Source organism: Anoxybacillus mongoliensis, from assembly GCF_014201515.1.
Lineage (GTDB): Bacteria > Bacillota > Bacilli > Bacillales > Anoxybacillaceae > Anoxybacillus > Anoxybacillus mongoliensis.
The window spans coordinates 66,319-81,908 of record NZ_JACHEQ010000010.1 but is presented as its reverse complement, the minus strand read 5'-3'; the positions used below and the strand labels follow the sequence as shown (position 1 = coordinate 81,908).

The window sequence follows — 15,590 nt, the reverse complement described above, 5'->3', positions numbered from 1 at the left end:
AACCCTTCGTTACTCTATCATTAGAACATATATGAAGGGGGATACATAATGAACATTAGCCATTTTTCGATTCGGCGACCGGTGTTGACGTTTGTTTCGATGATCATCGTCATTCTTTTAGGGGCGGTATCGTTGTTTAATATTCCGATGAAACTCATCCCCGATATTCAGCCTCCCGTTGGCGTTGTTGTGGCGACGTATCCGGGAGCGGGGCCAACAGAAGTGCTTGAAAAAGTGACGAAACCGTTAGAAAGCAGCTTAGCCACGCTACCGGGATTAAAGTCGATGACATCGACATCGCAAGAAGGATCGACACTTATTTTACTCCAATTCTCATGGGCGACCGTCATTGATGACATGCAAAATGACGTCATGCAGCGGATCGATCAAACGCCGCTCCCAGATGACGTGCAAAAGCCACGATTTTTAAAATTTGACCCGTCGCAGTTTCCCGTCATTCAACTGACATTAACGAGTAAAAAAGGAACAGACGAGTTAAAATCGTTAGCCCAACAGTTAAAAGCAGAGCTTGCAAAAGCGGAAGGTGTAGCGAGCGTGAACGTATCGGGCACGCTAACAAAACGAGTGCGCGTGCTCGTCGATCAAAATAAACTGCGCACGTATCGTCTTTCCCAACAAGACATTGCAAACTTCATTTCGGCAAATAACGTTTCGTTGCCGGGGGAAACGGTTGTCATCGATGAGCGGCAATTATCGACGCGCATTTTAAGCACGGTGCAATCAGTCGATGAATTAAAGAAACTCGTGATTACGATTGATCCATTGACAAAAAAGCGCATTCGTCTCCAAGATGTAGCGAAAGTCGAACTCGTTTCAGACGAACAACAAACGATCACAAGAACGAATGAACAGCCGTCTGTCTTAATGAGTGTACTGCAAAAAGCAGACGCAAATACAGCGGAAGTGTCCAAAGCGTTCCAAAAACAGTTAGACAAGTTATTGAAAAAAGAGCAGTTTCAACACGTCCGTGCCGATATATTATTTGATCAAGGGGAGTTTATTGAGCGAACGATTCGAAATATCGCGCAGTCGCTCGTGTTAGGTGGAGCGTTTGCGATGGCGGTGCTGTTTATCTTTTTACGGAACATCAAAAGTCCAATCATTATTGGTATCGCCATTCCGTATTCTGTTATTGTGACGTTTGTGCTCATGTATTTTTCTGATTTTACGTTAAACATTATGACGCTCGGTGGACTAGCGCTCGGGATTGGGATGCTTGTCGACAACTCCATTGTCGTCATTGAAAATATTTCCCGCCATTTAGCGATGGGGAAAGAGCCGAAAGAAGCGGCAAAAGATGGAGTAAGCGAAGTCGGAAGTGCTATTGTTGCTTCCACGTTAACAAGCGTTGCCGTGTTTATTCCCGTGTTATTTATTACCGGATTAATCGGTGATTTATTTACCGAATTTGCGATGACGATTGCATTTAGTTTACTTGCTTCATTATTTGTGGCGCTGACGGTTGTGCCGATGCTTGCGAGCCGTTGGTTGCGTCCGCGCAGACGTTATCGTGAAGAGGCGCGGTTATCTTCTGCCCCGATGCGCACGCTCGAACGTAGCTTACGTTGGTCATTGCGCCATCGTTTTGTTGTGTTGTTGGTGGCCGTTAGTTTGTTCGGCGTTGGCGTTGTCGGGCTGACAAATATCGGGATGCAGTTTTTGCCGAATACAGACGAAGGATTTTTCTCGATTCGTGTGCAAACAGATGACGGTTATTCTCTCGAAGCGACAGAGCGTGTCGTCAAGGCGATTGAACATGAATTAAAACGAGTCGATGAGATCGAGACGTATGTAAGCCTCATTGGTTCAACGCAAGAACAGTCATTTCGCGGAACGACGCAAAGCAACGTAGCTGAAATATATGTGAAAATGAAGCCGAAAGATAAGCGCAATCGCTCGGTGTTCGTCGTCGTTGATGAATTAAAATCCCCTGTACAACAAGCGGCGAAAAAAGTGAACAAAACGGCGGAAGTGTCGTTTAACTTGCAAGCATCGACCGGAAGTGCGCCAAATACGTTAACCTTTAGCGTGAAAGATACGGATGAGAAGCGGCTCAAACAAGTAGTCAGTCAAATTGAAAAACGATTAAAGTCGTTAAAAGAAGTGAAAGAAGTGACAACCGATTTGTCAGAAACAGTGGATGAAATTCAAGTCAACATCGATCGGGAAAAAGCGTTGCAACATGGGCTTACGCCTGCACAAGTAGCAATGGTAGCACAACAAATGACGCGCGGAATGACAGCGACACGCATCATTGACACAAACGCCAATGTATATGATGTCACGGTAGAATACGATCGAAATGTGAAAGATTCCGTTGCCGATTTAAAACAATTGCTCGTGAAAAAATCGGACGGATCGTTTGTGAAACTTGGCGACATTGCATCCGTTTCAATTGGAAAAAGTCGCGTCCGAATTCAACGGGTGAATGAACAAAGCGCCGTTCAGTTTACGGTGAAATATAAAAATTCCGTGACGCTTGGCGACATATCGGCGATTGTTGATCGTGAAATCGAAAAGCTCGATCTCCCGTCAGAAACGGATATCGTCTTTAGTGGCGATCGTGAGTTGCTTGAGTCGTCCATTGACGATTTAGCATTAGCCTTTGCGTTGGCGGTGACGTTTGTCTATCTTGTTATGGCAGCGCAATTTGAATCGTTTAAACATCCGTTTATTATTATGTTTACGATTCCACTTATGATCATCGGTATTGCGGGTGGATTATGGATCACGCAAACGCCGATGAGTGTTATGGTCATTATTGGTGGCATCGTCCTTGCGGGTATTGTCGTCAACAATGCGATCGTTCTTGTCGATTATATGAATCAATTGCGGGAGCGCGGGGAGCGAGATATTATTGTCACTGCGGTTAAACTTCGCCTTCGTCCAATTTTCATGACGGCGTTGACGACGATTTTAGGTTTATTGCCGCTCGCCTTTGGCGTTGGGGATGGGGCGGAGCTTAATCAGCCGATGGCGATTACGGTTATCGGCGGACTAATTAGCAGCACCTTTTTAACGTTATTCGTCATTCCAGTTGTGTATAGCTTTACGTTATCGAGAAAGTTTTATATTCAAAAATAAACAGCCGACGCGACCGGCTGTTTATTTTTTTCGCTCTTCTAGTTTTTTTGCCATTTGTTCAAGCAGTTTTTCCCATAATGTTTGTTGTTTCGTTCCTTTTTTCTTCGCCATGTGTCACCTCACGAAAGGGTAAATAGTTCGCGCAATTGTTCGTTCGACAGTTCGGTAATCCACGTTTCGCTTTGAATGAGCTGTTCATTGAGCGCTTGTTTTTTCTCAAGCATATCGTCAATTTTTTCTTCAATCGTCCCGGTTGTAATAAATTTATGCACATGAACAAATTTCGTTTGCCCGATGCGATACGCTCGGTCTGTCGCTTGGTTTTCAACGGCCGGGTTCCACCAACGGTCAAAATGAATGACATGGTTGGCGGCTGTTAAATTGAGCCCTGTTCCACCTGCTTTGAGCGATAAAATGAATATATGAAACTGTCCGTTTTGAAATTGTTCGATCATCTCATCGCGCGTTTGTTTCGGTGTGCTTCCGTTTAAAAAGACGACCGTTTCTTTCAAATGCGTAGAAAGAACGTGTTGGATCATCTCGCCCATTTGAATGTACTGGGTAAAGATTAAGCAACTTTCCCCATTTTCGCGAATTTGTTCAACAAGTTCAAGCAGCTTTTCGACTTTATGCGACCGTTCAACAATTTGTTTTGGCTGCTTTTCTTTTAAATAAAGGGCAGGATGGTTACATAGTTGTTTTAAACTATTTAACATTTGTAAAATGATGCCACGTCGCGCAAAGCCGTCCACTTGGTCAAGTTTTTCAAGCGACTGTTGCACAATTTGTTCGTATAAGGATGCTTGCTCGACGGTGAGCGGGCAATATTCTTTTTGTTCGAGTTTATCAGGCAAGTCGAGCGTAATACGTTCGTCTGTTTTCGTTCGCCGCAATAAAAATGGACGAATGAGTTTTTGTAGTTTTTCCGTTGCTTGCGCATCTCCGTTTTTTTCAATCGGCGTTGCAAAGCGACGTTGAAACTCTGTTTGTGAGCCTAAGTAGCCCGGGTTTAAAAAGTGGAAGATGCTCCAAAGTTCGTTTAGTCGATTTTCAATCGGTGTACCGGTGAGCGCAATTTTATGACGCCCTTTTAGTTTACGAATGGCACGCGCTTGTTTCGTTTGGGCATTTTTAATGTTTTGTGCTTCATCTAAACAAATGACATCCCAATCGATGCTTGCGAGGTCGTCGAAATCTAAATGAGCCAAACTGTATGATGTAATGACGACATCGGCTTCGTTTACAGCGGTAAGAAACGCTTCTTCTTTTGCCCGCGCTTGTCCGTGATGAACGTAAACGTGAAGCGACGGAACGAACTGCTTACATTCTTTTTGCCAGTTGCCAATGACGCTCGTTGGACAAATAAGCAAAGCAGGCCCGTTTCGTTTCTCGTTTTCTTTTACGTATGCTAAATACGCAAGCATTTGTATCGTTTTTCCAAGCCCCATATCGTCCGCTAAGCATCCTCCGAAGCCAAGCTGGCGTAAAAAGACGAGCCAATCGACGCCTCGTTGCTGATATGGTCGCAACGTGCCTTGAAACGTTTTTGGAACAGTGACCGTTTGGATATGGTCAATGTTTTTCATTTTTTTCACAAGCGACGTAAATGAACGGTTTAGTTCGATGTCAATTGGTTCATCGTCTTCATGTTGTTCGTTTGTTTTTTCCGCGAGCGTTTGCATCAGTACGTCGCGAATCGATAAACCTTCTTGTTTGGCTTGTTTCATTAGTTTTTGTACGTGTTGAATGACGGCTGGATCAAGTTGCACCCATTGATCGCGAATGCGGACAAGACGACGTTTTTGTTCAACAAGCTCCGCAAATTGCTGTTCCGTTAGTTCGATTCCGTTTGTAGCGATACGCCAATCGAAATCGACGAGCGCATCGAGTCCGAATACAGATGTTGCGGATGATTTTACACGTGCTTTCACGCGAAGTTTTGTTTGTTTGACGACTTCCCACCATTCTGGAACAATAACGCGCACACCCGCTTCAGTGAGTTCGATTGTCGCTTCCACTAAAAAGCGCCACGCTTCTTCTTCGTTTAGTTGCGTGCGCAACGCCCCATTTTCGCTCAGCCATGGAACGATCGTTTGCCATCGTTGCTGTGCTCGTTCGATATGGCTAACGTACGCCTCCCAAGTTTTTGGCATATGCGGATACACGGTGATGTCGTTTGTTGCTGTGTCAATGAGCACCGTTTCAAGCGACCATGCTTTACCATCTTCCTCTGGTTCATTTAAGCGGATGGCGACGATAAATGGTGGGCGGTTTTTATCCCAGCCAATTTCGGTGAGCCAGTCATGCTCGTCCATGAACGAAGCGCTGTCGCTTGTGAGAACGGGATACGTTTCAGCGATTTGCTGCCACGTTTGTTTGAGTTCCACGTCCAATTGAATCCAGTCGTTTATTGCTTCAGATCGCCAGACGGAAATAAACGGATGCTCATCTTCTGTCGTTCCTTTCCATCCGAACCGTCCTTGTTTCCACGCGTCAAAATCCGGCATGAATTGTTTTTGTTCAATGTCCGCTATGATTTGTTTTGCCCATATTTGAAATTGTTTACTTTGTTCGTCCCATATCGTGTCGATGAATACGTTTGTCGATGGATAAGCAAAAAACGTAAGTGCCTCCCAAGGCGAAAGAAGAACGCCAATATGGTTTCCGATCGTATCGACTGTCGCAAATGTTCCGTGAAACGTTTCCTCGTGCCAACAGAAAACGAGATCTTTCCAATAATTTGGATGTTCATCATCACTATAAATAAAAAACTGTTTTTGTTCATCGAGCCAACGGCTTTTTAGTTCGAGTTGCATCATATGAATTTCCCTTTCCGTAATAAATCTTGAAAGGCACGTAACCGTTTCGTTTGTTCAGCTAATGTTGCGATATATGCTTCCCAGCGAGGCATTTGTTTTAATGCTCGGTAATGGGCGCGCAGCTTGCGTAAATGTTTCATTGCTTGTTCGTATGCGCTACGATTTTTTTGTTCAATATAATGCATAATCGTTTGGTGATACAAAGGAAGAACGAGCGAACGGTCCGCTTGTTCGACTGCTTTTAAATGGAACGGATGAATCATGTCGACCGTTGCTTTTTCAAGCATATATAATTCAATGAGCTCTTTCCATTTTTGTTCATCAAATAAGTAATCGATGTACGTATAAAAACTGTACGGAAGCAGCCTTTGAAGAAGCTGTTCGTACCGTTCAGTTTGTTCATTTTTTGTAGCGATACTATATTGGACATAGGCGGATAGTACATGTTGAACAAACCACTCACGGTCAGTTATATGAAGTGAATATAAGTATGTTTCCACATTTTGTTCGAGCCGATGAAACCAATCAGCTCCACGTTGAATTTGCTTTTTCGCAAATGACATATGCATAAAACGGACGATATGTTCCGTTGCTAAGTATGGAAACGGTTCAATGAGCTGATACGCACGATGATCGTTTTCAAGCAAAAACGACACGTACGAAGCTGCGCCGATAAACGGTATTTTTTCTTCTACGGTTTGTTTCTTATTTAACTGTTCAATCGCCCATGTACATTCCTCTTGGCGATATGTTTCGTCAGTCAATACGGTTGTCCATATGATTTCGTATACATCTAATATTTGGCTAAAGTACGTTAATTCGCCTGATAATACGTTTCTTACGTATGGGATGGTGGCGTATAAAAGCTGTTCATGTCCTTTTGTACGCGGTTTTTTCGCTAAATTTGTGAGTGCTTGTTGTACGGTTGAAGAAAATTGTTCCACATGCCGCTCTTGCATCATTGCGGAGTAGCCCCATGGTTGTTGCGGAATATGAACAAGTTTAATAAATGTAAATAAGGCGGCATGGACATAATATAAATGATCTAAAAACGGCGCTTTTGACTTCGGTCGCTCGAAAGTTGGGAAAAACGATTGAACGAGCCTACGCATATGTTCTTCTTCCGTTACATTGTATAGCGGGATGCGGCGATATTTTTCTTCAAACGATTGCCACCACGCGTCAACGATATTTGCGTTGTTTGACGTATTGCTTCTATCTTTCCCGTTTGGCTTCTGTTGCTGAACGGTTTGTTGTTTCACTTGAATGTCTTTTTGTTTTTCATTGCTTTCTGCTTTTTTTCGGTTTGTCGCTGGTTCTTTCCATGTTCTAATCAAATTCCCGACTGCATCAATTTGATTGTATGCATATAAAAATAACGCAATATTGTGCGGACATAGACCGACAGCTGTACAAGTACACGATGAACCAGCCGCCTGCTTTAACCGAAAAGACGGTTCATACGTATGTCCCTTATCCGTTACTTTCCCTTTTAGCACATTGTCTTCAATCGTCACGTTGTATACATGCCCGGTGCGATACAACTGCCACGCACGTTTAATTAAGTCGCTATGTTTTTTGTACGGTAGCAGCTTCATGACACGTTGAGCCGCTTTCGTCATCAGCTCTTGCGGCAACATCGTCTGTAACATTACAGCATCTCCTTCTCTTAAATTTGTCCTCATTTTAGCATGCTCTCCGTTTGTTTACAAATGGAATAAATCAGTCGTACAACAGGGATAAAAGTGGTAAAATGATTTGTAGATTTCTATTAGGTAGAAAGGGTCCGAATGATGATTAAAACAAATCGTGTCATATGGTGGGGGCTTGTCGTTGCATGGTGTGTGTTGATTTACTATTTTACCGAGTCCCCGCTATTTACCGGAGAACAAACGGCACAATGGATTCGCTATTGGCTTGAATATGTTGGCATTCATACGAACCGTCCGGTGAGCGACGGATTATTTTCATGGAATTTCATTATTCGAAAATGTGCGCATATGACGGTATTTGGAACGTTTGCGTTTTTTGTATGGAAAGCAACGGCTTCCTACCGTGTCGCTTGGTTATTGACGCTTTTTTGCGCCATGTTTGACGAATGGCATCAATCGTTTCAACCAAAGCGAACAGCCCTATTTTCTGATGTCATCATCGATATGATCGGGGCGACGATTGTGTTATGGATGGTTTGGAAGGCAAATAAGCGAGCATAGACGCTCGCTTATTCACTAGTTTTTTTCCACTTTGCGCTTCTTCCTTTACCAATTGGGGTGATTTTTTTTGCTTCTTTTAATTCGTTTAATACGCGATTGATCGTTGCTTCACTAATGTCAGGACAGGCATGGCGAATATCTTCTTTTGTAAAGTATCCGATTTTCCCTTCAATAAAATCTTTAATGCGCTTTCGTTTATTTCCGCGACTTGTTTCTACATAGCCCACACGCTCTTCAAGTTTTTTATATGCCGCAACGATAATCGATAAAAAGTAATGTAGCCAAGGAAAAATATCGTTTTTCCCTTCATGCCAATGAATTGATGAGCGTTTTAGCACGTCGTAATATGTTTCTTTGCTTTCTTCAATGAGCGTTTCAATACTAATGTAACGACCGACTTCGTACCCAAATTTGTATAATAAAAGAAGCGTTAATAAACGTGACATCCGTCCATTGCCGTCGTGGAATGGATGAATGCAAAGGAAATCTAAAATGAAGATTGCAATTGCGATCAATGGATGTACGTCACCTTTTTGAACTGTATCTTGAAAAGTCATACAGAGAAGACGCATGTGCTCATCTGTTTGAAAAGCAGGTACGGGAATGAAACGAATAAACTTTTCCCCATTCGGCAACGTTTCGCTAATATAGTTATCTTGACTTTTCCATTCTCCTCCTTGTGAAGGGACATACTCGTATAAATCACGGTGTAGTTGTTTGATGATAGAAGGGGATATCGGAATGGCATCAGATGAGGCGTGGATCAGTTTCAACACGTTCCGATACCCAGCAATCTCCCCTTCTGATCGATCCATCGGTAACGTCTGTTCTGCCATAATGCTTTTCAGCCGTTTATTTGTAATGATAATTCCTTCAATCGCGTTTGATGATTTTGTTGATTGAATGATGGCTACATTTTTAAGTGTTTCGAGTATTTGGGGGGATTGTTTCTTATACAAATCTTGCTTCCCTTTGTATTCATCAATTTTTGAAAGTAATTGAAGAGTTTCCATCGAATAAGAGAGATGTTTCAGCAACTCGTAATTATAGATGCGCATCATATCACCTCATGTGCAAATGATTATATTAAATTATAGCACACCCAATTATTTTTTATAAAAATATATTCATGAAATAAAAAAAGAGAACATTCCGCTTTAGGCGAAATGTTCATCAGCAGGAAATACAATGCCTGTTTGTTTTCTTGCTTCGTCCATAATTTTCATTGTTGCAAGTGAACGAGCGTGTGAATTGATGGTTGATTGTTTCTCACCACGTTCAATGAGCGTTATAAACTCGAGCGCTTCGTAATACATTGGCTCGTACGGTTGCGGAACGGTGACGTCTTCGATGCGACCGTCACGGTAATGAATATGTACGCGTGTTGGCGTATGGATCGTATCGATGACGATCGTACCTTCTTCTCCTTGAATTTCGGCAGGAGCATACGAGTTTGCGATTTTTGAATACATGACAACTGCATCCATATCACCGTAATCGAGCATGATGCTTCCTTCGCCGTCTACGCCCGACGATAAGCGAACGCTGTGAGCTTGAATGGCTTTCGGTTCGCCAAATAAAACAACGAGCGGATATAAGCAATATACGCCAAGGTCCATCAATGCGCCACTTGAAAAGGCAGGGTTAAAGGCGTTTGCGACCGTTCCTTGCTTAAACGCATCGTAGCGCGAAGAATATTGGCAATAGCTTGCGACGTAGCGACGGACGCGCCCGATTTTTGTGAGATGACGTTGAATCGCTTGAAAGTTTGGTAAACATGTTGTTTTCATCGCCTCCATCAACACGACACCGTTTTGTTGTGCCGCTTCAATCATCGCTTTCACTTCTTTGACATTAGAAGCAAGCGGTTTTTCACAAATGACATGTTTGCCGTGATTCATGAGCATAATCGCTTGTTCGGCATGAAAACAGTTTGGACTTGCGATATATACGGCGTCGATATGTTCGCTCGCTGCAAGCTCATGTAAGTTTGTAAACGTTTCGGTCGCTCCTGTTTTTTCAGCGAAGGCGTTTGCGGTTTCTTGTTGACGAGAATAAACAGCTTGTAAATGAAACGAAGGCACTTGTTTTGCGGCACGAATAAACGTCTCCGTAATCCAGTTCGTTCCGATTGTCGCAAAGCGAATCATTCGTTTTCTCTCCCTTTGATATATGTCCAACCGTCTTGTTGGTACACTTTTTCTTCTTTCATTAATCGTCCGAGCGCGCGTTTAAATGCCGCTTTACTCATATGAAAACGCGCCTGAATGTCTTCTGGATCGCTTTTGTCGCTATATGGCATCGCGCCGCCCCGGCTTTCAAGATAGCGGAAAATGGTTTCTGCATCTGTTTGTAAACTTTCTTGTTTTCGCGGAAGTAGTGATACGTTGATCGTTCCGTCTTCTTTCACCGCGATGACGCGCCCTTCGACAAGTTCGCCAAGGCGTGGCTCACGTCTTCGTTGCGATTCGTGAATAAATCCGACATAGCCAACGTCTGTAATGAGAAAAGATCCTGCTTTAATTAAACGATAAATGCGACCGCGTACGTTTGTGTTAAACGCAGAAGCAGGGGCGGGAACGCTTATTTGTTTCATCGTTTCTTCATCTGCCAATTTCGCGAGCAGCCGCCCGCGTTTATCTACTTGAAGCGAACAGTACAATTGATCTCCTTTTTGCGGCCAAAGCGCTGGAAGCGGCGGTAAGTCATCGAGCGATAATAACACGTCTTTTTCAATGCCAATATGAACGAAAACACCTAATTGTGGCACGACATCGACGACTTCAACCCAACCGTATGATGACGTCGTAATGAGCGGTCGTTTCATCGTTGCTCGCATACGCCCTTCATGATCGTGATATAAAAATACGTTCACCTTTTCGCCGATTTGTAATTCGCCTTCACATTGACTTTCATGAAGCAAGGCGCTTTCTTTTTCATTTGTGACGATGTAACCGAACGGTTTTTGTTCTTTCACTTGCCATGTAACAACTTGTCCAATCATGTATCTCTTCCTTTTTTATTAGTAGTTTATTTTCCATTGTACACGATAAAAATGAAAGAAACAAAGGATGTATCTTCTTTCATTTTGGCGTGTTACAATGGAAGAAAAAGCATTGGGGTGAAAAGGATGAGCAAAGTAGCGCGAAATGCGTTATGTCCGTGCGGGAGTGGGAAAAAATATAAACATTGTTGTGGAAATAATGTCATTTCTATTCATAAGCTCGTCGACCAAGAGGTTGAGCAGCATATGCATGATTTCATTCGCTATGCCGCTTTCGAACATGAGTCATTTTTATATCAACATACAAAAGCATACATAAACAAAAAAGAACGTGACGAAGATACACTTATCATTTTTCGATTTTTCATTAGCACATGGGTCATGTTTTTTAAAAAAGATATGCGCGGTATGACGATTCTCGACTATTACTTGAGCACCATTCGTAAACGCGACGTTCGACCATCTGTGCTATCTATTTTGACGTCTTGGAAAGAAGCTTTTCCGTCATTTGTGCAAATCGATCATATCGACGGTTCCCTCGCATTTGGAACAGATCTTATTACAGGTGAAACAAAACAAATAAAGTTTTTAGATCAGCATGTTGATTACGAACTCAAAATAGGACAGGTGATTACATGCATTTTCGTTCCACATGGGATATATACAACTTGTTTTTCGACATTTTTCCCTATGCCGACTGTCGCTTCGAATGCTGTGAAACATTTTGTGCAAACACATTGGGAGCAATGCAACAAAGACATTCACCAATGGATTGAGCAATATCCATATATTTTCCAACAATCTTTATCTATTACACTCATTGATACGGACGAGCTGTCACCAAAACATCAAGAAGTATTAACGATACTCGAACAAAAAGCAACCATTGACGACATGAGTGCGATGGATACAGTACGCATCATATGGCGCCAATATTGTCGTGCGAAAAACCCGAATATTCGAAAACCGGAAGTATACGCGGCTGCGTTGCATTACATTCTTTTGGAAACGGCTTTACAAGAAGAGTGGATGTCGCAAAAACAACTTGCGGAGGTTTATGGCATATCAGCAAGCACGCTTTCTAGGCGCATTGATGATTTATATACCACTCTTGAAGATTTAGATTTGATTTTGGAAGAGGAGATCGACGAATTAGCCGAGGCGCTTGGGGTAGATGAAGACTGGGACGACGAGGATTGGGACGATGAGGATATCTTTGAAGTATGTGAGGATTGTGATGAAGAGTAAAAGGGAGCAAAAGGCTCCCTTTACAGTTTATTCAACGCTTTTTTTAATAGTGCGTTGCGTTGCGCTGATTTTTGTTGTTCGTATATTTCCTGAAATTCCTTTGCATGATTTGGGCTAAAGCCGTTCTTTTTTAGTTCGTTTTCTAGAGCGTTATAAATGATGTTGAATGCTGCATCTGTTTTTGCCTCAAGCTCTTGCGCTGCGGTGTTGTATTTGACGAAGAAATAATTAAACGATACAGATTGTCCACTCTCTTTTCTTTCACGATACTCCGCAATGGCATGATCGACGAGAGCATCAATTTTTGCATTGGCTTGCTGTTGTAGATGCTCAAACGACGGACGATATTTTTCTTTAATACTTGCGACGGTGATTTGTTGGATCGGCTCGTTTTGTTCATTTGTGTTATTTTGTTTGTTTGGTTCGCTTTCATTATTTGTTCCTTTTTCATTGGATGGAGATGATGATTCATTTTTCCCTTCATGTTCTGTTCCATTGTTGTTTGATGGATCGTTTCTGTTGTTTTGTTTCTTCGTTGTAGATGATTGTTGGTTTCCTGGTGTAGATGATTCGCTGTCATCAGGCAATAAAATCTCGTACTCTTCTTCGACAATTTCAGCTACTTTTTCATCTTCTTTTTTCAAGTCTACTTTTTTATTTGTAAGAAAATAATAATAGACTCCTGCACTCCCAAGAAGCAAAACAACGATGCTAAATGAGATAATGATCCACTTTTTCACTTGAATGATCTCCTTTCTCTTGTTCCACTACTATGTTTATGATACACGATTTTAATGGAGAATGAACATAGGAGAATGAAATGAAGTGAAAAATGGAAATGCATCTTGATATCGTCATAGAATTGAAGTACTATAAACTTATGGAAATAAAAGTATAGAACACATTTGTTGGTATTTTCATATTTACATATATTTAAAATGAGGTGATGAAATGAAAAAGTATCCATGGAGTCAAAAGGCATTGCGGGCGATGGTTGCTACAACGGTTGCTTTCACACCAGCGGTTGCGATTGGCGGACAAGCTACACATGTTGAAGCAGCACAAACAGTTGATCAAAAAATTGATCAGCTAGCTAATCGATTTTATATTTTTTACAAAAATGCTGATGCGACGACTTTGCAAAATGCAAAGAATAATATTAGTACTATTCAATACTCTCATATTTCAAACGCTGTTAGTGGGCTATCATTAAGTGAAACGGATAAACAAAATGCACTTGTTGAACTTATTAAAGGTGTAGCCAATGTCATTTATACGAAACATGCGACTTCGACTGATCTTGCACAGGCGGTAAAAAACTTCCGTGCAAATTATGCGGATGAGTTTAATACGCTGTTTGATGAAGCAAACAACGTCACAGCAGATCAACTCATTGATTTCGTATTAGCCATGGAGTCTAATTTAGAAACTGCTATTATACAAAATGCAGTGAGATCAAATGTATCGTATTCGTCAATCATTCAAACTGCTGTGCAGAACACATTAAACACAGGGAGTTTTTCTACTTTACAAGGTAAGCTTAATTCTGTTGGTTTGTCTGTTGAGAAGTTATTCCAATTGCAATCGAATTTGAATGATCAAGTTATTGATACAAATAAACAAGCGCGTTCCACGATGCTTCAAAGTGCATTTACAGAGAAGGGCGCGACAATTGCTAATATAGGAAATGAATATGAACTGCGTGTTCCGATTGTTCAAGGAAGTACCACAACAGTTAACTTAACAACATCTATTCAATGGGAAACATCCAACCCAACGATTGCAACATTTAGTGGTAATGTCTTGACTGTTCGTCAAACAGGGACGATTGATGTTTTTGCTAAAATTGACGGGATAACAATCGCCAAAAAGACAGTTTCAGTTACATCTGGTAGCACAGGCGGTGGTGGCAGCACAGGCGGTGGTTCTGTTGTAACCCCTCCACCAACTACAGGAGCGGAAAATGGTAAAGTGAGCGTTGGCCAAGATGCGGTAACGACAAAGGAACAAACAAACAGCAAAGGACAAAAAGAAAAAGTAACCGAAGTGAAAGTAGAGAAAATTGCGGACATTGTTAATCTTGTTTCAGCTCAAAATAAAGAAATCGTGTTAGGCATCGGTACGCTTGTTGCGAATGAGGTGGCGAAAGCGGAAGTGCCAGCGAAGCTATTTGTGGACGCTGCTACAAAAGAGTCAAAAGCGGTAGTGAACGTTCAGACCGATAAAGCATCATATAAGTTACCTGTGGCAGAAATGCAAGCGAAACTTACTGAACTGGCACAAAAGCTAGGTTCAAGCATAGATAATATAAAAATTGCGATTGAAATGATAAAAGTAAACCCACCTCAAGGAGTATCTGCGGTATCCGATGCGGTGGAGTTTCACATTGTTGCTACAGCGAACGGAAAGAGCGAGGCAATCACACGATTTACACAATATGTGGAACGTGAATTAAAAGGTTCGAAAATGTTTATTCCGCACCGTTCGGTGGCGGTACGAGTTGATGCAAACGGCAAGCTTGTATCTGTACCAACTGTATTTAACGGCGATCAAGCAACGGTAAAATCACTAACAAACTCCACGTATGTCGTTGTTGAAAATAATAAAACATTTGCGGATGTAGATGGCGGAAAAACATGGGCAGAAGCATATGTTGAGGCGCTTGCATCCAAGTATATTATTAAAGGAAAAACAGATCAAATGTTTGCGCCAAAAGAAAAAATGACACGTGCGCAATTTGCTGTTTTACTTGTTCGTGCGCTTGGATTGCCAAGTGAGACATATGATAAACGATTCAAAGATGTGAAAGGAACAGAATGGTTCAACGAAAATGGCGAGCTTGCTGCAGCGGTGAAATATGGCATTATTCAAGGAAAAGGTAATGGTGTATTTGCACCGAATGCGCCAGTAACTCGTGCGGAAGCAGCGGTCATGTTCAAACGAGCGCTAGAACTTTCATTCTTGAATTATGATAAAACACAGTTAAATACAGCGAAAAAAGTGACAGATTTTAAAGATGCTACAAACATTCAGGCATGGGCAAAAGAAGGCGTCGAAAAAATGTACCAAGCTGGTATTTTCACTGGACGGGAGAATAATCGTTTTGTGCCAGGTGGCTACATGACGCGTGCAGAAATTGCAAAGGCGTTGGCGGAGTTTTTAACATCTGCGAAACTAATGAATAAAGTACAATAAAAGGGA

The 15,590-nt window shown here is 41.9% G+C and carries 10 protein-coding genes; 4 read left to right on the top strand and 6 right to left on the bottom strand.

Translation table 11 applies throughout. The annotated features are described in order from the left end of the window. Nucleotides 1-48 precede the first annotated feature (48 nt). Complete coding sequence (locus HNR43_RS10025) at nt 49-3,105, top strand: efflux RND transporter permease subunit (RefSeq protein WP_183243537.1); 3,057 nt, start codon at nt 49-51, stop codon at nt 3,103-3,105. 119 nt (nt 3,106-3,224) lie between these two features. On the opposite strand, the gene HNR43_RS10020 is transcribed toward HNR43_RS10025, so the two are convergent. Further along, on the bottom strand, nt 3,225-5,921 hold the full coding sequence (locus HNR43_RS10020; protein ID WP_183243573.1) for a DEAD/DEAH box helicase: 2,697 nt from the start codon (nt 5,919-5,921) through the stop codon (nt 3,225-3,227). Further along, a complete protein-coding gene (locus HNR43_RS10015) occupies nt 5,921-7,576 on the bottom strand; it encodes an SWIM zinc finger family protein (RefSeq protein WP_183243535.1) in 1,656 nt (551 codons plus the stop codon). Before HNR43_RS10015 ends, HNR43_RS10020 begins: the two co-directional genes overlap by 1 nt. A gap of 141 nt (nt 7,577-7,717) precedes the next feature. Here HNR43_RS10015 and HNR43_RS10010 point away from each other — a divergent pair, with 141 nt between their 5' ends. Beyond that, nucleotides 7,718-8,137, top strand: coding sequence for a VanZ family protein (locus HNR43_RS10010; protein WP_183243533.1), 420 nt, complete (start codon nt 7,718-7,720; stop codon nt 8,135-8,137). Nucleotides 8,138-8,145: 8 nt separating this feature from the next. Here the strand turns inward: HNR43_RS10010 and HNR43_RS10005 are convergent, their stop codons facing one another. From HNR43_RS10005 to HNR43_RS09995, 3 genes are all read right to left on the bottom strand, one after another. Beyond that, nucleotides 8,146-9,195 carry a Fic family protein gene (locus tag HNR43_RS10005; protein ID WP_246346300.1) on the bottom strand — a complete coding sequence of 350 codons (1,050 nt, stop codon included), beginning with the start codon at nt 9,193-9,195 and terminating at the stop codon, nt 8,146-8,148. A 99-nt stretch (nt 9,196-9,294) separates the two neighbouring features. Then, the gene (locus HNR43_RS10000; RefSeq protein WP_183243529.1) at nt 9,295-10,287 is read right to left on the bottom strand and encodes a Gfo/Idh/MocA family protein; all 993 of its coding nucleotides are present in this window, start codon (nt 10,285-10,287) and stop codon (nt 9,295-9,297) included. Continuing rightward, complete coding sequence (locus tag HNR43_RS09995) at nt 10,284-11,141, bottom strand: CvfB family protein (protein WP_183243527.1); 858 nt, start codon at nt 11,139-11,141, stop codon at nt 10,284-10,286. The genes HNR43_RS10000 and HNR43_RS09995 overlap by 4 nt, the downstream gene beginning before the upstream one ends. Before the next feature lie 126 nt (nt 11,142-11,267). Between HNR43_RS09995 and HNR43_RS09990 the strand changes: the two genes are divergently transcribed. Further along, nucleotides 11,268-12,389 (top strand): SEC-C metal-binding domain-containing protein, encoded by a 1,122-nt coding sequence (locus HNR43_RS09990; protein ID WP_183243525.1) that lies wholly within the window; start codon nt 11,268-11,270, stop codon nt 12,387-12,389. Nucleotides 12,390-12,409: 20 nt separating this feature from the next. On the opposite strand, the gene HNR43_RS09985 is transcribed toward HNR43_RS09990, so the two are convergent. After that, complete coding sequence (locus HNR43_RS09985) at nt 12,410-13,129, bottom strand: hypothetical protein (protein WP_183243523.1); 720 nt, start codon at nt 13,127-13,129, stop codon at nt 12,410-12,412. A 211-nt stretch (nt 13,130-13,340) separates the two neighbouring features. Between HNR43_RS09985 and HNR43_RS09980 the strand changes: the two genes are divergently transcribed. Then, the gene (locus HNR43_RS09980; protein ID WP_183243521.1) at nt 13,341-15,584 is read left to right on the top strand and encodes an S-layer homology domain-containing protein; all 2,244 of its coding nucleotides are present in this window, start codon (nt 13,341-13,343) and stop codon (nt 15,582-15,584) included. Nucleotides 15,585-15,590: the final 6 nt, after the last annotated feature.